The 18,583-nt window shown below is 66.7% G+C and carries 15 protein-coding genes and 1 pseudogene; 6 read left to right on the forward strand and 10 right to left on the reverse strand.

Going from position 1 to position 18,583, the window contains the following annotated elements:
• Positions 1 to 6 precede the first annotated feature (6 nt).
• Entirely contained in the window at positions 7 to 396 is a 390-nt protein-coding gene (locus AB4Y92_RS08325; RefSeq protein WP_057945472.1) for a c-type cytochrome, read from the reverse strand.
• Positions 397 to 769: 373 nt separating this feature from the next.
• On the opposite strand from AB4Y92_RS08325, the gene AB4Y92_RS08330 reads away from it, so the two are divergent.
• The 3 genes and pseudogenes from AB4Y92_RS08330 to AB4Y92_RS08340 all read left to right on the forward strand — a co-directional run bounded on the left by AB4Y92_RS08330 (position 770) and on the right by AB4Y92_RS08340 (position 8,603).
• Complete coding sequence (locus AB4Y92_RS08330) at positions 770 to 1,930, forward strand: efflux RND transporter periplasmic adaptor subunit (RefSeq protein WP_441819194.1); 1,161 nt, start codon at positions 770 to 772, stop codon at positions 1,928 to 1,930.
• Positions 1,931 to 2,038: 108 nt separating this feature from the next.
• A pseudogene (locus AB4Y92_RS08335) lies at positions 2,039 to 5,497 on the forward strand (efflux RND transporter permease subunit); the annotation flags it as partial.
• 1 nt (position 5,498) lies between these two features.
• On the forward strand, positions 5,499 to 8,603 hold the full coding sequence (locus tag AB4Y92_RS08340) for an efflux RND transporter permease subunit (protein ID WP_441819195.1): 3,105 nt from the start codon (positions 5,499 to 5,501) through the stop codon (positions 8,601 to 8,603).
• A 487-nt stretch (positions 8,604 to 9,090) separates the two neighbouring features.
• Here the strand turns inward: AB4Y92_RS08340 and AB4Y92_RS08345 are convergent, their stop codons facing one another.
• Positions 9,091 to 10,296, reverse strand: a complete 1,206-nt coding sequence (locus AB4Y92_RS08345; protein WP_057943251.1) for a TraB/GumN family protein — start codon at positions 10,294 to 10,296, stop codon at positions 9,091 to 9,093.
• Between the two features lie 105 nt (positions 10,297 to 10,401).
• Positions 10,402 to 11,004, reverse strand: coding sequence for a TetR/AcrR family transcriptional regulator (locus tag AB4Y92_RS08350; RefSeq protein WP_441819196.1), 603 nt, complete (start codon positions 11,002 to 11,004; stop codon positions 10,402 to 10,404).
• Positions 11,005 to 11,160: 156 nt separating this feature from the next.
• Between AB4Y92_RS08350 and AB4Y92_RS08355 the strand changes: the two genes are divergently transcribed.
• Positions 11,161 to 11,805 carry a glutathione S-transferase family protein gene (locus tag AB4Y92_RS08355; RefSeq protein ID WP_441819197.1) on the forward strand — a complete coding sequence of 215 codons (645 nt, stop codon included), beginning with the start codon at positions 11,161 to 11,163 and terminating at the stop codon, positions 11,803 to 11,805.
• A 144-nt stretch (positions 11,806 to 11,949) separates the two neighbouring features.
• Here AB4Y92_RS08355 and AB4Y92_RS08360 read toward each other — a convergent pair whose 3' ends face one another.
• The 4 genes from AB4Y92_RS08360 to AB4Y92_RS08375 all read right to left on the reverse strand — a co-directional run bounded on the left by AB4Y92_RS08360 (position 11,950) and on the right by AB4Y92_RS08375 (position 15,200).
• A complete protein-coding gene (locus tag AB4Y92_RS08360; protein WP_441819198.1) occupies positions 11,950 to 12,876 on the reverse strand; it encodes an alpha/beta hydrolase in 927 nt (308 codons plus the stop codon).
• A 20-nt stretch (positions 12,877 to 12,896) separates the two neighbouring features.
• Entirely contained in the window at positions 12,897 to 13,511 is a 615-nt protein-coding gene (locus AB4Y92_RS08365) for a TetR/AcrR family transcriptional regulator (protein ID WP_215058066.1), read from the reverse strand.
• 223 nt (positions 13,512 to 13,734) lie between these two features.
• Positions 13,735 to 14,316 (reverse strand): GNAT family N-acetyltransferase, encoded by a 582-nt coding sequence (locus tag AB4Y92_RS08370; protein WP_441819199.1) that lies wholly within the window; start codon positions 14,314 to 14,316, stop codon positions 13,735 to 13,737.
• Complete coding sequence (locus AB4Y92_RS08375) at positions 14,313 to 15,200, reverse strand: carbon-nitrogen hydrolase (protein WP_441819200.1); 888 nt, start codon at positions 15,198 to 15,200, stop codon at positions 14,313 to 14,315. The genes AB4Y92_RS08370 and AB4Y92_RS08375 overlap by 4 nt, the downstream gene beginning before the upstream one ends.
• A gap of 45 nt (positions 15,201 to 15,245) precedes the next feature.
• Here AB4Y92_RS08375 and AB4Y92_RS08380 point away from each other — a divergent pair, with 45 nt between their 5' ends.
• The gene (locus AB4Y92_RS08380; protein ID WP_441819201.1) at positions 15,246 to 15,821 is read left to right on the forward strand and encodes a hypothetical protein; all 576 of its coding nucleotides are present in this window, start codon (positions 15,246 to 15,248) and stop codon (positions 15,819 to 15,821) included.
• A gap of 85 nt (positions 15,822 to 15,906) precedes the next feature.
• Here AB4Y92_RS08380 and AB4Y92_RS08385 read toward each other — a convergent pair whose 3' ends face one another.
• From AB4Y92_RS08385 to ykgO, 3 genes are all read right to left on the reverse strand, one after another.
• The gene (locus tag AB4Y92_RS08385; protein WP_441819202.1) at positions 15,907 to 16,944 is read right to left on the reverse strand and encodes an agmatine deiminase family protein; all 1,038 of its coding nucleotides are present in this window, start codon (positions 16,942 to 16,944) and stop codon (positions 15,907 to 15,909) included.
• Positions 16,945 to 16,948: 4 nt separating this feature from the next.
• Positions 16,949 to 17,278 (reverse strand): hypothetical protein, encoded by a 330-nt coding sequence (locus AB4Y92_RS08390; protein WP_441819203.1) that lies wholly within the window; start codon positions 17,276 to 17,278, stop codon positions 16,949 to 16,951.
• 179 nt (positions 17,279 to 17,457) lie between these two features.
• A complete protein-coding gene (gene ykgO, locus AB4Y92_RS08395) occupies positions 17,458 to 17,583 on the reverse strand; it encodes a type B 50S ribosomal protein L36 (RefSeq protein ID WP_010342887.1) in 126 nt (41 codons plus the stop codon).
• 290 nt (positions 17,584 to 17,873) lie between these two features.
• On the opposite strand from ykgO, the gene cmk reads away from it, so the two are divergent.
• Complete coding sequence (cmk, locus tag AB4Y92_RS08400) at positions 17,874 to 18,566, forward strand: (d)CMP kinase (protein WP_441819204.1); 693 nt, start codon at positions 17,874 to 17,876, stop codon at positions 18,564 to 18,566.
• Positions 18,567 to 18,583 lie beyond the last annotated feature (17 nt).

An 18,583-nucleotide genomic window follows, 5' to 3' on the forward strand; every position in this document is an offset into this window, starting at 1 on the left:
GGCGGCTCACTTGGCGCTGGAAAGGAAGGCGGCGATGTCGGCGATGTCCTGGTCCGAGAAGCTCTGGGCCTGGGCCTGCATCGTCGGGTGCTTGCGCGCGCCCTTCTTGTATTCGGTCAACGCGTTGACCAGGTACTCCTGCGACTGACCGACGATCTTGGGAACGTGGTAGTTCGGATAAGCGTTTTTATAGCCGGTAACGCCGTGGCAGCCCTGGCAGGTATAGGTGAGCTGGTGGCCGGTTTCCGGATTGCCCTTGATGGCCGGGGCGGCGGCGGGAGCAGCGGCGGGTGCGGCCGTTGCGGCGGGAGCCGGGGCCTTGGCGGGGTCCTGCGCGGCCGCGGTGGCGGCGAACAGGGTCAGGGCAAAGCAGGCGGCGATCGTCAGCGGTCGCATCATGTCGTAGTCCGCAATCTCGAGTGGCTAGCGAAAGGTGTGGCTGGCTCTGCGGGGCCGAAGCCGCGCACAAGTCCGCGAGTATAGCCGGCGAGACGATTGCAACGAAGTCGTCCATCGACGCATCCATACTGACGCCGGTCCCGGAACGCGCCGCAAGCTCGACCCAAGGCCGACTGGAACCCATGCAGATCAGGCACGCAAGCTGCGACCGACAGCGCTCGCGCTAACCGTGCCTCAGAATAAATGCATGGCTCCAGTCATCATGACCTTCGGCGGATGTTGGCTATCCGGGTCGGTGATATACCTATATACAACACCGGCATACGACCGGTAACCGACGAATATTTCTAGAACACTGGGGTCGTCTCGAATGCGTCAACTCACCAACAACCGCAACAGCGGTCCGGCAGTGCGCGGCACGGTGGCCTTGGCCGCCCTGGCCCTGGCTTGCACCCTCGGACTGTCCGCCTGCAAGGGCGGAGCGGGCGCCGCCGAGGCGCAGGCCAAGGAAGCCAAGGACAAGGTATCCGATGCGGTGCCGGTCGAGGTCGCGCAGGCTTCCCGGCGCGCGATCGCCGCCAGCTACACCGGCACCGCGCCGCTGGAGGCGCGCGCCGAATCGCAGGTGGTGGCCAAGACCTCCGGCGTCGCCCTCGACGTCATGGTCGAAGAAGGCCAACTGGTCAAGGCCGGGCAGGTGCTGGTACGGCTGGATTCGGCCCGCGCCGAGCAGCAGGCCGCGCAGACCAGCGCGACCATGCGCAAGCTGGAAGCCAATTACGCCCGCGCCCGGCAGATGGCCGAGCAGCGCCTGCTCAGCGCCAACGACGCCGACCAACTGCGCTACGACCTGGACAGCGCCCGCGCCGCCAATCGTCTGGCCACGCTGGAGTTGTCCTACGCCAAGGTCGAAGCGCCGATTTCCGGCGTGGTCGCCTCGCGTTCGATCAAGACCGGCAACTTCGTCCAGATCAACTCGCCGATCATCCGCATCGTCGATACCTCGCAGCTGGAAGCCACGCTCAACGTCCCCGAGCGCGAACTGGCCACGCTGAAGGCCGGCCTGCCGGTGCAGATGCTGGTGGACGCCATGCCCGGCAAGGTATTCACCGGCACCGTCGCCCGCGTCGCCCCGGTGGTGGATTCGGGCAGCGGCACCTTCCGCGTGATCTGCTCCTTCGAAGGCGGCGGCGTGCTGCAGCCGGGCATGTTCGGCCGCCTGCGCATCGACTACGACAACCGCGCCGACGCCCTGGTGGTGCCGCGCGCGGCGCTGCTGGACGACGAAGGCGATCCGGCGGTGTTCGTGGTGCGCGGCAAGAAGGTCTCGCGCGTGCCGGTCAAGCTGGGTTATCTGGACGGCGCCTGGGCCGAGATCCGCTCCGGGGTGAAGCTCGGCGAGCAGGTCGTGGTCGCCGGCAAGACCGCCTTGCGCGAAGGCACCGAGGTGCTGCTGATCAACACCAAGCCGGCCACGGTCGCCGCGGCGGACAAGCCTGCTGCCGCCAAGCCCGCTTCCGACAAGCAATAAGCGCACCGCTTGCGGTCCGACGCGGCCGGTCTGCGGCCGCGTCCTTCGAAACTCTTTTGAACGTGGGGACTGACTGTGGCTCAGCTTCCGGACACGACGTCCTTTAACCTGGTGGAGTTTTCCACCCGTCGCCGCGTGACCGTGGCGATGGTGACGATCACCTTCCTGCTGTTCGGCGTGATCGCGCTTAACAGCCTCAAGGTCAATCTGCTGCCCGACCTGAGTTATCCGACGCTCACGGTGCGCACCGAATACACGGGCGCGGCGCCGACCGAGGTCGAAACCCTGATCACAGAGCCGCTGGAAGAAGCGGTCGGCGTGGTCAAGGGCTTGCGCAAGTTGAAGTCGGTTTCGCGCACCGGCCAGAGCGATGTCGTGCTCGAGTTCGCCTGGGGCACCGACATGGACCAGGCCAGCCTGGAGGTGCGCGACAAGATGGAGATCGTGCAGCTGCCGCTGGAGGCCAAGAAGCCGGTGCTGCTGCGCTTCAATCCGTCCACCGAGCCGATCCTGCGCATCGCGCTGTCGACCAAGGGCGGCGATAAAGTCAGCGAGAGCGAGGCGATCCGCCAGCTCACCGCGCTGCGCCGCTACGCCGACGACGATCTGAAGAAGAAGCTCGAACCGGTCGACGGCGTCGCCGCGGTCAAGGTCGGCGGCGGCCTGGAGGACGAAATCCAGGTCGATATCGACCAGCAGAAGATTTCCCAGCTCAACCTGCCCATCGACACCGTCATCCAGCGCCTGAAGGCGGAGAACATCAATATCTCCGGCGGCCGCCTGGAAGAGGGCGCGCAGCGCTATCTGGTGCGCACGGTCAACGAATTCGCCAGCGTGCCGGAAATCCGCGAGATGCTGGTGACCACGCAGAAGGCCGGCGGCAACGCCGCGGCCGACGCGGCGGCGGAAATGGCGCGCGTCGCCGCGGCCTCCGGCTCGGCCGACGCGATGGCGGCGGCGGCTTCGGTGCAGAGCGCGAACTCGGGCGACCAGTCCACCGCCGCCGGCGGCAAGCCGGTGCGGCTCAAGGACATCGCCGACGTCCGCCAGGGCTACAAGGAACGCGAGGCGATCATCCGCCTGGGCGGCGTGGAAGCGGTGGAACTGGCGATCTACAAGGAAGGCGACGCCAACACCGTGTCCACCGCCGATGCGATCCAGGCGCGGCTGGCGCAGATCAAGTCGCAGATTCCGCCGGACGTGGAACTGACCACGATCGACGACCAATCGCAGTTCATCCGCCACGCCATCAGCGACGTCAAGAAAGACGCGGTGATCGGCGGCTTCCTCGCCGTGCTGATCATCTTCCTGTTCCTGCGCGACGGCTGGAGCACGTTCGTGATCGGCCTGTCGCTGCCGGTGTCGATCATCGCCACCTTCTTCTTCATGGATCGGCTCGGCCTGAGCTTGAACGTGATGTCGCTGGGCGGTCTGGCGTTGGCCACCGGCCTGGTGGTGGACGATTCGATCGTGGTGCTGGAGTCCATCGCCAAGGCGCGCGAACGCGGGCTGGGGATACTCGAAGCGGCGGTGGTCGGCACGCGCGAGGTCAGCATGGCGGTGGTCGCTTCCACCTTGACCACCATCGCGGTGTTCCTGCCGCTGGTGTTCGTGGAAGGCATCGCCGGCCAGTTGTTCCGCGATCAGGCCCTGACCGTGGCGCTGGCGATCGCGATCTCGCTGATCGTGTCGATGACCCTGATTCCGATGCTGAGCGCCTTGCGCGGCCGCCCGGCGCTGGGGTTCCAGGAAGAACCGCCGCATCCGCGCTGGCAGCCCAAGAACGGCGTGCTGCGAGTGCTGGCGTGGTTTCCGCATGCGATCGTGGTGGCGGTGCGTTCGGTGTTCTTCGGCATCGCCTGGCTGGTGGTGCGCGTCTGGCGCGGCGTCGCCGCGGTGGTCGGCCCTGTCATGGGCAAGGCCAGCGATATCGCGATGGCGCCGTATGCGCGCGCCGAACGCGGCTATCTGAAGCTGCTGCCGGCGGCGATGGGCCATCGCGTGCTGGTGCTGGGGCTGGCGGCGCTGGCGTTCGCCGCGACGCTGGCGGCGGTGCCGCTGTTGGGCGCCGACCTGATTCCGCAGCTCGCCCAGGACCGCTTCGACATGACCGTCAAGCTGCCGCCGGGCACGCCGCTGCGCGAAACCGACAAGCTGGTGCGCGAGATCCAGGAAAAGCACGCGAAAGACCCGGGCATCCATGCCTGGTTCGGCGTCAGCGGCAGCGGCACGCGGCTGGACGCCAACCCGACCGAGAGCGGCGAGAACATCGGCAAGATCACCGTGGTGATGGCCGACGGCGGCAGCAAGCAGATCGAAGCGGAAGAAACCGAACGCCTGCGCCGCACCATGCAGGGCCATCCGGGCGCGCAGGTCGATTTCGCCCGTCCGCAGCTGTTCAGCTTCTCCACGCCGCTGGAAATCGAACTGCGCGGCCAGGATCTGGAAACCATCCAGCGCGCCGGCCAGCAGATGGCCAAGATGTTGCGCGGCAGCGAGCACTTCGCCGACGTGAAGTCGACGGTGGAGCAGGGTTTCCCCGAGATCCAGATCCGCTTCGACCAGGACCGCGCCGGCGCGCTCGGCCTGGCCACCCGCGACATCGCCGACGTGGTGGTCAAGAAGGTGCGCGGCGATGTCGCCACCCGCTACAGCTTCCGCGATCGCAAGATCGACGTGCTGGTGCGCGCGCGCGAATCCGATCGCGCTTCGATCGAAAGCATCCGCCGTCTGATCGTCAATCCCGGCAGCAACCGTCCGGTGACTCTGGAATCGGTGGCCGACGTGATCGCCACCACTGGCCCCAGCGAAATCCACCGCGCCGATCAGGTGCGCGTGGCGATCGTGTCGTCGAACCTGCGCGACATCGACCTGGGCGGCGCCATCGCCGAAGTCGAGAAGCTGGTGCGCGAGCAGCCGTTGAGCCCGGAAGTGCGCATGCACATCGGCGGCCAGGGCGAGGAGCTGCAGCAGTCGATCAATTCGCTGTTGTTCGCGTTCGGCTTGGCGATCTTCCTCGTTTACCTCGTGATGGCGTCGCAGTTCGAATCGCTGCTGCATCCGTTCGTGATTCTGTTCACCATCCCGCTGGCATTGGTCGGCGCGGTGCTGGCGTTGTTGCTGACGCGTTCGGCGGTGTCGGTAGTGGTCTTCATCGGTTTGATTCTGCTGGTGGGCTTGGTGGTGAAGAACGCCATCATCCTGATCGACAAGGTCAATCAGTTGCGCGAGCACGGCATGCCCAAGCGCGAGGCCTTGATCGAAGGCGCGCGTTCGCGACTGCGCCCGATCATCATGACCACGCTGTGCACCTTGTTCGGCTTCCTGCCGCTGGCGATCGCGACCGGCGAGGGCGCCGAAGTGCGCTCGCCGATGGCGATCACGGTGATCGGCGGCCTGCTGGTGTCCACGCTGCTGACCTTGGTGGTRATCCCGGTGGTCTACGATCTGCTAGACCGCCGCGGCGACGAGTACTACCGCAATCGCGTGCGCAAGGCGCAGCGCGAAGCCGATGCGGCCAAGGACCGGATCGGCCACGACAACGACCCGCTGGCCGAGGCGCACTGACATGAGCAGCGTTGCCGAGATCAGCATCAAGCGGCCGATCACGACCATCATGCTGTTCGTGTCGATGTTCGTGATCGGCTTGATCGCGGCGGTGCGGCTGCCGCTGGAGTCGCTGCCGGACATCTCCGCGCCGTTCCTGTTCATCCAGCTGCCTTACGACGGCTCCACGCCGGAGGAAGTCGAGCGCACGATCATGCGTCCGGCCGAGGAAGCGCTGGCGACGATGACCGGCATCAAGAGCATGCAGGGCAACGCGACCGCCACCGGCGCCTCGATCTTCCTGCAGTTCAAGGACTGGGACCGCGACATCTCGATCGCGGCCTCGGACGCGCGCGAGCGCATCGACGCGATCATGGACGATCTGCCCGACGGCTTTCAGCGCTACTTCGTGTTCAAGTGGTCCAGCTCCGATCAGGCCGTGCTGCAGGTGCGACTGGCCGGCGACATGGACCTGAGCCGCGAATACGACCTGATCGACCGCGAGTTCAAGCGCCGGCTCGAACGCATTCCCGGCGTGGCCAAGGTCGAGATCGGCGGCGCGGCGCCCAACGAGGTCGAGATCGCGATCCTGCCCGACCGCATGGTCGCGCACGACGTGGACCTCAACACTCTGACCAAGAAACTGCAGGCGCTGAACTTCTCGATTTCCGCCGGCGAGATCGAAGACGGCGGGCGCCGCCTGCGGGTGCAGCCGATCGGTCAGGTGATCGACCTGGAGCAGTTCCGCAACCTGGTGATCAGCACCTCCGGCCTGAAGCTGCGCGACATCGCCGACATCCGCCTCAAGCCCGCGCGCCTGGACACCGGCCGGCGCCTGGACGGGCGTCCGGCGATCGGCCTGGACATCTTCAAGGAACGCAGCGCCAATCTGGTGGAAGTTTCCAAGCTGGCGCTGGCCGAGGTCGAGGCGATCCGCGCGCAACCGGCGCTGAGCAACATCGAAATCAAGGTGGTGCAGAACCAGGGCGAGGAAGTCACCGACTCGCTGCTCGAACTCGGCGAGGCCGGCGCGATCGGCCTGCTGCTGTCGATCGCGGTGCTGTTCTTCTTCCTGCGCCATTGGCCGTCGACGCTGATGGTGACCCTGGCGATTCCGATCTGCTTCGTGATGACCCTGGGCTTCATGCACTTCGTCGGCGTGACCCTCAACGTGTTGTCGCTGATGGGCCTGCTGCTGGCGGTGGGCATGTTGGTGGACAACGCGGTGGTGGTGGTCGAGAGCATCTACCAGGAACGCGAGAAGATGCCCGAGCAGCCGCAGCTGGCCTCGATCATCGGCACCCGCCACGTCGCCATCGCGCTGTCGGCCGGCACCTTGTGCCACTGCATCGTGTTCCTGCCGAACCTGATCGGCGAGACCAACAACATCAGCATCTTCATGTCGCAGATCGCGATCACCATCTCGGTGTCGCTGCTGGCGTCGTGGCTGGTCGCGGTCAGCCTGATCCCGATGATCTCGGCGCGAATGAAGACGCCGCCGGCGGTCAACAAGACCACCGGCCTGATCCCGCGCCTGCAGCGCAACTACGCGCATTTCCTGCGCTGGACATTGGAACATCGCGGCCTGAGCGTGATCGGCATCATCCTGGTGGTGGCGCTGAGCATCGTGCCGATGATGATGACCAAGTTCGACATGTTCGGTAACGACGGCGGCAAGGAAGCTTTCATCGCCTATCACTGGAAGGGCAACTACACCCGCGATCAGATGTCGGCGGAAATCCTCAAGACCGAGCAGTTCCTGGAGCCTCGGCGCAAGGAATTCCACATCAAGCAGATCTACTCGTTCTTCAGCGAGAACAACGGCGGCAACGCCGGCACGCGCCTGCAGTTCGTCGATGGCGAGGTGGAAAACACCAAGGCCATGACCGAGCGCATCAGCAAGGTGCTGCCCAAGTCGGCCAAGGCCGAGATCGTCGTCAGCCTGGACGGCGGCGACGGCGGTGGCGGCGGCGGGCAGGACGGCAAGAGCGTGCAGGTGCAACTGGTCGGCGATTCGACCGAGACGCTGTCGGAACTGGCCGGCGACATCGTGCCGATCCTGTCGCGGCGTCCGGAGCTGCGCGATGTGCGCGTGGACGTGGGCGATCGCAATTCCGAGCTCAACGTGCGGGTGGACCGCGAGCGCGCGGCCTCGTTCGGTTTCAGCGTCGAGGAAGTTTCGCGCTTCGTCGGCCTGGCCCTGCGCGGCGCCCAGTTGCGCGATTTCCAGCGCGGCGAGACCGAGGTTCCGGTGTGGGCGCGTTTCGCCGGCGCTGAGAAGTTCGGGATCGAGAACCTGTCCGAGTTCACCGTGCGTTCGCCCGACGGCCGCAGCGTGCCGCTGTTGGCGATGGTCGATGTCAACGTGCGCCCGACCGCCAGCCAGATCAACCGAAACAACCGCCAGACCACGCTGACCATCCAGGCCAACCTCAACGCCAAGACCACCACGCCCGAAGCGCGCAAGGCGATGGAAGAGACGTTGAAGAAGGTCGCGTTCCCGGCCGGCTACAGCTACACCTTCGACGGCAGCTCGTTCGAGCGCGACGACGACGCCGGCAAGCAGATGATGATCAATCTGGTGCTGGCGCTGGTGATGATCTACGTGGTGATGGCGGCGGTGTTCGAATCGCTGCTGTTCCCGGCGGCGATCATGAGCTGCGTGGTGTTCTCGATCTTCGGCGTGTTCTGGCTGTTCTGGCTCACCGGCAGCTCGTTCACGATCATGGCCTTCATCGGCATCCTGGTGCTGATGGGCGTGGTGGTGAACAACGGCATCGTCATGGTCGAGCACATCAACAACCTGCGCCGGCGCGGCTTGTCGCGCAACGAGGCCCTGGTGGAAGGCAGTCGCGAACGTCTGCGTCCGATCATGATGACGATGGGCACGGCGATCCTGGCGATGATCCCGATCTCGCTCAGCGACACGGTCGTGCTCGGCGGCCTGGCCTATTCGCCGATGGCGCGCGCCGTCGCCGGCGGCCTGGCGTTCTCGACCGTGGTCAGCCTGCTGTTCCTGCCGACGATCTACGCGATCCTCGACGACATGCGCGAAGGCACCTCGGTGCTGGTGCGCCGCGCGCGCGGCAAGCCCGCGCGCGGTGGTGAGGCGCCGGCGTTGGCGTAATTGCCGGCAGCGGCGCGGTCTCGATGAAATGCAGTTCCCCCCTTTGAAAAAGGGGGCAGGGGGGATTCGCTTCTACCCGCGCAAACTCATCGACCCGTGTCAAACGCGCAAAGCGAATCCCCCGCGCGACGGTTTAACCTGAAACGAACCACCGTCAGGCGCTCGCCCCCTTTTTCAAAGTGGGCACCGATTCAAAGGGGGGCGTCGAATTCCGACAGCAGCGCCGCCTCGATGAGAGGCAGTTCCCCCCTTTGAAAAGGGGGCAGGGGGGATTTGCTTCTACCCGCGCAAGCTCATCGACCCCGTCGAACGCGCAAAGCAAATCCCCCGCGCGACGGTTCAACTCGAAACGAACCACCGTCGGGCGCTCGCCCCCTTTTTCAAAGTGGGCACCGATTCAAAGAGGGGCGCCGAATTCCGGCAGCAGCACCGCCTCGATGAGAGGCAGTTCCCCCCTTTGAAAAAGGGGGGCAGGGGGGATTTGCTTCTACCCCACCAACTTGCTGGCAATCCGAAACCCAGCCAACCAAACCCCGATACCCGTACCGATATTGGTCAGCATGAAGTTCAGCACCACGCGCGCCACTCGATTGCGATACCAGCCCTTCACCGTCTGCGCGTCATCGCGCAAGGCCATGAAATCGCCGTAAGCCGGCTTGCGTCGATGCACTTCCACCAACGCGCTCAGCGCGCCAGTAGGCACGCCCGGGCGGAACGGTTTGAGCGGCGCGACCACCGCGGCGGTGATGATGCTCAAGGGATGGCCGCCGGCGATCAGGCAACCCAGCGCGGCCAGGCCGCCGGTGAACAGCACCCACTGCAGCAGCAGGTCCGCGCCCATCGCCGCGCCGCCCTTCCAGAAGCCCCAGCCGATGCCGGCCAGGATCAGCGAGGTGATCACGATCATCACCCACGGCACCTTGCTCTTGGTCTGCACCTGCTCCAGCGCGGTACGCTGCGCGATCGGGTCTTCCTTGTCTTCGCGCAGATGCTTGGCCAGACCCTGCAGATGGCCGGCGCCGATCACCGCCAGCACTTCGCGCGACTCGCCGACGGTTTCGCGCAGGCGCGCGGCCATGTAGCTGTCGCGCTCGGCGATCACGGTTTCGTACAACTGCGGGCTCTCGGCGGCGAACTCGCCGAAGCTCGATTCGAGCATGTCGCCTTGCTTGAGCTTCTCGATTTCTTCCTCGCCGACCTCATCGGCGGCGAACAAGCTGCTGATCAGGCCGACGCCGAGCTTGGCCCGGCCCCAGAAACCCAGCCGCTGCGAAGCGCGGCGGAAGGTCAGACCCACTTCGCGGTCGATCAGATGCACCGGCAGCTCGCGCTGGCGCGCTTCCAGCACCGCGCGCTTGAGTTCGGCGCCCGGCTCGATGCCCAGTTGTTCGGCCAATCGGCGCTGATACGCGGCGAGGGCCAGATTGGCCGCGAACAGCGCGGTCTTGCCCGAGCGGATTACCTGGATCAGGTCGAGCTTGGCCAGCGCGTCCGGATCGGTCAGCGCCTGCAGGCGCTGGGCGTCGAGCTCGACCGCGACCGCGTCGTACCGGCCGCTGCCGATTGCATCGCGGACCGCATCGACGCTGGCCTGGGAGACGTGCGCGGTGCCCAGCAGGGTGTAGCGGACGCCGTCTCGTTCGACGATGGCATGCGGTTGGCCTTGCAGGCCGTCGTTCAGCGGTTCATTCATTCGGGATCGGGCTTCTGGGCTCGCGCGGCGAAGTGCTGTGCCGGAGCACAGAAAGGCCCGCAGCATAGAGGCTGCACGGGGTGCCGGCAAACCTGCGACGGCGGTCTAGGCGTGGCCCGGGGGCGGCTCATCCGGGCCGGTCTGCATCGCGCCATCGGCCATCGCCAGAACCTGCGACAGGGCGGTCTGGCGGATCTGCCGGCTCAGATCGGCGTCGCCGACCGCGCGCGCCAGCATCGCGCCGCCGACGCACAGCGTCGCCATCGTCAGCGCGCGTTCGCGCGCATGCTCGCTTTCGCCCAGCGAGCGCTGCAGCAGCCCGATCAGGCTGTCGAGCACCTGGGTGTAGGCCTGGCGGACGCAATCGTCGCCGCGGGCGACCTCGGAGGAGAACGAAATCAGCGGACAGCTGTGGTCGATATCGGCCTGATGCCGGTCCGACAGGTATTCGGCCGCCAGTTGCCGGGCATCGCGGTGGGTCGGCGCGCCGCCCAGGCCGGGCGAGCAATGCAGGATGTGGCTGACGACCTCGGAGTACAGATCCTGCTTGCGCTGGAAATGGTTATAGAAGCCGCCGCGGGTCAGGCCGGCCTCGGCCATGATCTGGTCGATCGAAACTTCGGAAAACCCGTGCCGGTTGAACAAGCGCCGGGCCGATTCGACGATGCGCGCGCGGGTCTGGGCTTTGTGTTCCAGGGAATAGGGCATGGCGGCGGGCGAGGGAAGCCTGAGACGGGTTCGATTTCGGAGCCGGGCGGGTGAAACCCCGGCCGCGACCGGTTTAGCACGATTCTAATTATGTTCTTGAACATATTAATACCCGCCGCAGAATCCGCCTGTCCTTCCGCCACGAGGAATTCCGCAATGCAAGCAATGACGCTGTATTACTGCGAAACCCCCAATGCGCGACTGGCCTGCGCGGCCGCGCGTCAGCTCGGCGCTCCGGTCGAGTTCGTCCATGTCGATCTCAAGACCGGCCAGCAGCGCCGGCCCGATTTCCTCGCCGTCAATCCGAACGGCAAGGTGCCGGCGCTGGTGCACGGCGACACCGTGCTGTGGGAAGCGCCGGCGATCGTTTCCTATCTGGCTCAGACGATGGGGTCGGACCTGTGGCCGGCCGAACCGGCGCGGCAGGTCGAGCTGCTGCGCTGGATCAACTGGAGCACCGCCCACTTCAGCCGTCATGCCGGCGTGCTGTTCTTCGAGCGGGTGCTGAAGGCCGAGTTCGGACTCGGCCAGCCGTCGGAGCCGGCGATCGAAGAGGCGACCAAGTACTTCCTGCAATTCGCCAAGGTGCTCGACAGCCAACTCGAAGGCCGCCGCTATCTGCTCGGCGAGACTCCGACCGTCGCCGATTTCGCCGTCGCCACCATGCTGCCGTGGGCGCAGCAGGCGCGGATGCCGCTGGAGGATTTCGCCCGGGTCCGCGACTGGTATGCGCGCATCGACGCGTTGCCGGGCTGGCGCGATCCGTATCCATCGCGCGCGGTGGCCGAAGCCGCGGCCTGAGCGCGGCGTTAGAACAAAAGCGAACGGTCTGGCCGAAGCCGGAGGGGTGGAGCCCCGGCCAGACCGGTCGCGTCGTGCTCGTCGGCCTTAGTTGCTTGATGAGCCGCGCGGCTTGAACAGCGCGGCTCGAACGACGCCGCTGCGTCAGGCGAAGCCGTAAGGCAGGTTTTCGCTCGAAACCACTTTCTCGCCGACCTGCTCGCCGTGCAGGAACCGCAGCGCCGCGCCGATCACGCTGCCGTCGTCGGCGATGCGGTTGTGGCCCAGCCCCTGCGTGCTCAGCAGGCGCGAGTCCGGCCAGTAGCGCGCATAGCGTTCGCCTTCCGACCACGGCACTTCGCGATCGTCCAGGTCGTGCACGATCAATGCCGGACTGGCGATGGTCGGCGCATTGCGATGGGCCTGCTGCGAATCGAAGCTGATGCCGATGTGCGATTCGTAATAAGCGAACATGCGCCGGCAGATATCCTCGCCGACCCACAAAAAGCGCGCGAAACGCTTCACCGCGGCGACCGGATCGGCGGCCGGCGCGATCAGCACCACGCGTTCGGCGCGCATGCCGCGCGCCATCGCCAACAGCGCCGCCGCGCCGCCCAGCGAATGGCCGATCACCAGCGCCGCCGGGCCGTAGTGCTCCCCAACCGCGAACAGATGACGGGTGAAGTCGGGCAGGGTGGCCAGGCGCCCGCCGCTGCGGCCGTGGCCGAGCTGATCGAAGGCGACCACGGCGTAACCTTCCGCGCGCAATTGCGGCAACCACTTGGCCACGCGGGTGCCGTGGCTCGACCAGCCGTGCGCGAACAACACATACGGCTGCTGCTGCGGATCGCCCCAGATATAGGTGGCGATGGCGTGGCCGTCGATCTGCAGGGTCTCCTCGCGCGCGCCGAAGGTCGGCGCGGCCAGGGCGCGCCGGCGCGAGGACGCGAACGGCGTGCAGAACAGCGTCGCGGCGCGGTGCATGGTCGCGTTAGGCGCCAGCCATGCGCCGAGCAGGAAGCCGAAACGCAGCCGGTACAGCTTGATTACATTACGAACGGTCGTGCTAATTTTGGCGATAAGCGGATACATGACGGAACCTCGTCGGTCGCTCAGGCGGTGGGGGAGGAAGCGTAGGAGCGGATCAGGCGCTCGAAGGCGCGACGGCCGCGTTCGGTGGCCGAGTCGTAGCCGAACAGGCCCGAATCGTGGTGCACGACCAGGGCCAGTCCGTAGATTTCGAACGCCAGTTGCGCGGTATCGGTGTCGGCGCCGAGTTCGCCGCTGTCGATGGCCAGCTGCACGGCCTTGCCCAGGACCTGATACCAGCGTTTTTGCTGATCGACCACCGCGGTGCGCAGGGCGCCGGGGCGGTCGTCGTACTCGCTGACCGCGCCGAGCAGCACGCAGCCGCCCTCGGTGTGGCGGGCCCAGTCAAACCAGTTGTCGGCGATGGCGCGCAGCCGCGGCAGGCCGCGAGGTTGCTTCAGCGCCGGCATCATCACGTAATCGACGAAGCGCTGGCTGGCCATGTCCAGCACCGCCAGCTGCAGGTCTTCGCGCGAGCCGAAGTGGGCGAACACGCCGCTCTTGGACATGCCCACCGCGGCCGCCAGCGGGCCGATCGACAAGCCCTCCAACCCGGCCGAGCAGGCGATGCCGTAGGCCTGGTCGAGGATGGCCTCGCGGGTGGCGGCGCCTTTATTGGTGGCGGTCAGAGCTGACATGGGGTGAAAATAGCACGTCCGTTCGTTTCATTGCGACCGTTCGTCGGCCGAACGGGCAAAGTCAGCATAGCGAGTTCGGGGTGCCGCAGCCGGCCTGGGCGGCACGCAGAATGTGTTCAATTGTGTTTGGCCGAGGCCAGCGCCGCCGCGTTGGGCGCTGTTGCGGGATACGGGCGGCGCGAGCCGCGACAGCGCGCTCAGCCGCGCGACTTGTGCCAAACGCCTAGCGCAGCGGCAGCCCGGGCACGTTTTCATCCGGCTCGCCGACTTTGCCGTCGCCGAGCGCGAGCACCATCTGCACGGTATCGAGCCAGCGCCCGTGCTTGCGGCCGATGCCGGGAAACACCCCGGCCAGCTGGAACCCGAGCCGCTCGTGCAGGCTCACCGAGGCCGCGTTGCTGCCGTCGCCGATCACCGCGACCATCTGCCGGAAGCCCAGCGCGGTGCAGTCCTGGATCAGCTGCCGCATCAGCGCGCGGCCGACGCCGCGGCCGTGGCAGGCCGGCTCGACATAGACCGAGTTCTCCACCGTCCAGCGATAGCCGATGCGGGTCCGGTACGAGGTCGCATAGGCATAGCCGGCGAACGTGCCGACGTTGGCATCGACGAATTCCGCGACCAGGTACGGATAGCCGGCTTCGACGATCGCGCGCCAGCGGCGACGCATTTCGGCGTCGTCGGGCACGTCGTACTCATAGGTCGCCACGCCCTCGCGCACTTCGCGGGCATACAGCGCGGCGATCGCGGCCAGATCGGCCTCGACGGCCGGGCGCAGCCGCAACTCGGGGCGCGGCGCGGCGCTCAATCGCGATACCGCTTGAGCAGGTCGCCGTAGGCGTCGATGCGGCGGTCGCGCAGGAACGGCCAGATCCGCCGCACGTGCTCGCTGCGGCCCAGATCGACCTGCGCCATCACGATTTCCGGCTCGGCGGTCTTCGCTTCGGCGAGGAACTCGCCCTGCGGCCCGAGCACATGGCTGGAGCCCCAGAACTGGATGCCCGAAGCGCCGATCGGCGAGGGCTCGTGCCCGACCCGGTTGACGCTGAGCACCGGCAGGCCGTTGGCGACCGCGTGGCCGCGGTGGCTGAGGATCCAGGCCATGCGCTGGCGGTCTTTTTCGTCCTGCTGATCGTCCGGGTCCCAGCCGATCGCGGTCGGGTACAGCAGCAGCTCGGCGCCGGCCAGCGCCATCAGCCGCGCGCCTTCCGGGTACCACTGGTCCCAGCACACCAGCACGCCGAGGCGGCCGACCGAGGTCTGGATCGGCTCGAAGCCGATATCGCCCGGGGTGAAATAGAACTTCTCGTAGAAGCCCGGATCGTCCGGGATGTGCATCTTGCGGTACTTGCCGGCGATGGAGCCGTCGGCTTCATAAACCACCGCGGTGTTGTGATACAACCCGGCCGCGCGGCGCTCGAACAGCGAGCTGACCAGCACCACGCCGTGCTGCTTGGCCAACGCGCCCAGGCGCTGCGTGCTCGGGCCCGGGATCGGCTCGGCCAGATCGAATTCGGCCACCGATTCGTGCTGGCAGAAATACGGCCCGTTGTGCAGTTCCTGCAGCAGGACCAGCTTGGCGCCCTGCTTGGCGGCTTCGCCGACGCGGCTTTCGATGTTGGCCAGGTTGGCCTCGCGCGAGCCGTGGTCGCGGTCCTGGATCAGGGCGACGGGGAGGGTGGTGTGCTTCATCGAATCGGATCCGTTTTCACTGGACGCTATGGTAGCTTGCCGGCCATGAGCGGACTCACTCGCAGCCCACGCGGCCGGCGCTTTGCAACGGTCGCATTGACGGCGCTGGCGCTGTCGTCGTCCGTCCAGGCCGCGGCCGGCGAAGCCGCAGCTAGCCGCTATTCGAGCCTGCTCGAAAAAGATTGCACGGCCGCGCCGGTGTCGAAGGACGAGGAAGGCCAGGGTGGCAGCTCGGTCTGCCCGGGCGTGGACGGCTATCGCTTGCAGGTGCACGACGGCGATGCGCGCATGTCGATCGACGTGGTGACGCCGGCCGGCAAGACACTGCCGCTTGAGTTCTGGAACACGGTGGGTTCGGGGTTCAGCAGCCTGGGCAACAGCGCCGAGTGGCGCTATCCGGCGTCCGGCGTCCGCGCCCCGAAGGCCTTGATCGTGCGCCTGAACATCAGCGAGAACCCGGAGCGGTCCGAGCTCACCACGTCCTATCTGGTGGTCAGCAAGCTCGGCGCCGACAGCGCCTGCGTGATCGCCAAGGTCGCGCCGGGCAAGGGGCAGAACGAGGCGGCACGCAAGGCGGCGGACGCCGCGCCCGCGGCGCCGTGTCTGCGCTCGAAAGACTGAGGCCGCCCGCCGCCGGGCGGGCACAGGTCGAATCGATTCTGGCCGGTCGAAGGGCGGGGCGCCGAAGCGGCCCCGCTCAAGCCGGTCAGCCGGCGACCACGCCCTGCGGCAACTGCATGGTCACGCAATGCAGGCTGCCGTTCTGCCAGATCAAGGGCCGGCAGGGCACGGCGACGATCTCGCGATCCGGGAAGGCCTGCGCCAGCACCGCCTGGGCTTCGCCGTCGCGGGCGTCGCCGTAGGCCGGCATCAGCACGGCTCCATTGATGATGAGGAAGTTGGCGTAACTGGCCGCCAGCCTTCGGTTTTCATCGATGATCGGCTGCGCCCACGGCAGCGCGAACAGGCGGTAGGGCCGGCCGTCGCGGGTGCGCAGGGCGGCCAGCTCGGCGGCCATGGCCTGCAGCTCTGGGTAATGCGAATCGGCCGGGTCGTCGCAACCCTGGTAGACGATCGCGTCCTCGGCGGCGAAGCGGGCCAGGGTGTCGATATGAGCGTCGGTGTCGTCGCCTTCCAGGTAGCCGTGATCCAGCCACAGCACCCGGTCCTGCTGCAGCCAGGCCGACAGCTTGGCGGTGAGCGCTTCGCGGCTGGCGTCGGGGTGGCGTTCGTGCAGGCATTGCCAGGTGCTCAGCAAGCTGCCCGCGCCGTCGGTTTCGATGCCGCCGCCTTCCAAAGCAAAATCAATGCTTTGGCGATCACTCTTCGAGAAAATTCCCTGATCGTGCAGGCGCTCGACCAACAGATCGTCCTGGCTGGCGTCGAACTTGCCGCCCCAGCCGGTGAAGCGGAAATCGAGCAGGCGGAAGCCGTCGCCGGCCTTGAGCGTGATCGGGCCGGAGTCGCGCAGCCAGGTGTCGTCGTAGGGCGCATCGATGAAGCGCACCCGCTCCATGTCGATGCGCGCCGAGGACAGGCGCGCGCGGGCGTAGGCCTGGACGTCGTCGTCGGCCACGCAGATCAGCACGGGTTGGAAGCGGGTGATGGCCGCGACCAGGGCGATGTAGGTCTCTTCGACCTCGCCCAGGCGTTGCGCCCAGTCGGTGTCGGCGTTCGGCCACGCGATAAGGACCGCGGACTGGGGTTCCCACTCCGCGGGGAAGCGCAATGCGTTGTTAGTCATAACCTCAAAGGATAGGCGGTTTCGGCCCGACTTCGTTGGCGTCGGCCTTGTTCGCGACCACGTCGATCACCCGGCTCTTCTCGAAATACACGGTGAAGGCCGGATAGACCCAGCGGTTGATCTGCGGCCACTGCTTCTTCTGGCCGCCGCGCGCATCCAGGCGCTGAGTGGGCTCGCCGTAGCGGGCCTTGACCTGGTCCATGCTCTGGCCGCGCGAGGGCAATGCGGACTTGCCCTCCTGCTGCACGCGCTGGATCAACAAAGTCTCGGCCGAGGCGGCGCCGGAGAGGGCGAGCAGGGCGAGCAGCGGTGCAACGGCAATGCGCAGTTTCATGGCAAATCCACCTCGTCAAAGGACGCGGGATTCTAGGCACAAGGTGACGCTTAGCGGCAGCGTGCGGCCGTCACGGTTTTGCGAAGCTGGGGACGAAAGGGGTGGAATAACGAAGAAAGCCGCCTTGCGGCGGCTTTCTACTTGAACCTCGGACGGCGGCGGGAGGCCGCCGGCGAGTCTTAGCGCTGACGCGCCTTGAAACGCGGGTTCGACTTGCAAATCACGAAGACCTTGCCGCGGCGGCGGACGACTTTGCAGTCGCGGTGACGGGCCTTCGCCGACTTCAGGGAGGACAGGACCTTCATGACAGACCTCGGCAAAAAATAGGTGGAAGAAGCGGGTGGAAAAGTTAGCCCGCGATTATAGAGGACAAATCTTCGCCGGATCAAGTGCTTGCGTAGAAAAAATCCAGCCGGCGCCGGCGAAGGGTCTTGGAAAGCGGTAATTGCCCGGATAAAGCGGGCCGGCGCAGCGCCGGATAGGCCGGTCGCGGCGGCGATCGCGGCCCGGTCCGGGCGGCGCGAGCGCGGCGCAGGATAGCCGATCCATCCGCCGCCGAATCGAAACCGCGTCCGGCCGCCGCATAATAGGCCGCATGAACAGCGCATCTTCCGACAACAGCAGCATCCCCGTCCTCACCATCGACGGGCCCTCGGGCTCGGGCAAGGGCACCATCAGCCGCCTGGTCGCGCAGCGACTGGGCTGGCATTACCTGGATTCGGGCGCCTTGTATCGGGCCGTCGGCGTCGCCGCCGGCTGGGCCGACCTGGACCTGGCCGACCCGGCCGCCCTGGTCCGCTGCGCCTTCGACACCCGCATCGGCTTTCGCGACGACCCCGGCGGCGAGCTGCGGGTGCTGGTCAACGAGCAGGACGCCACCGACGAATTGCGCACCGAAACCGCCGGCGCGGCCGCCTCGGCGATCGCCGCGATCCCGGAGGTCCGGGCCGCCCTGAAGGACCGCCAGCGCGCCTTCCGCCAGCCGCCGGGGCTGGTCGCCGACGGCCGCGACATGGGCACGGTCATCTTCCCGGACGCCCCGTTCAAGGTCTTTCTGACCGCCAGCGCCGACGAGCGCGCGGAAAGGCGCTATAAGCAGTTGAAAGACAAAGGGGTTTCAGTTACTTTAGATGGTCTGCTGCGGGAGATTCTTGCCCGCGACGCCCGTGACGCCCAGCGCGCGGTGGCTCCCTTGCGACCGGCCGAAGACGCTGTTCGCATCGACACCACCGGGCTTGGAATCGACACGGTAGTCGAACAGGTGCTGGCGTTGTTGCCTGCGCGCTGAACGACGCGGCGCGAGCG

The organism is Lysobacter sp. TAB13 (assembly GCF_052113885.1).
Taxonomy (GTDB): Bacteria; Pseudomonadota; Gammaproteobacteria; order Xanthomonadales; family Xanthomonadaceae; genus Lysobacter; species Lysobacter gummosus.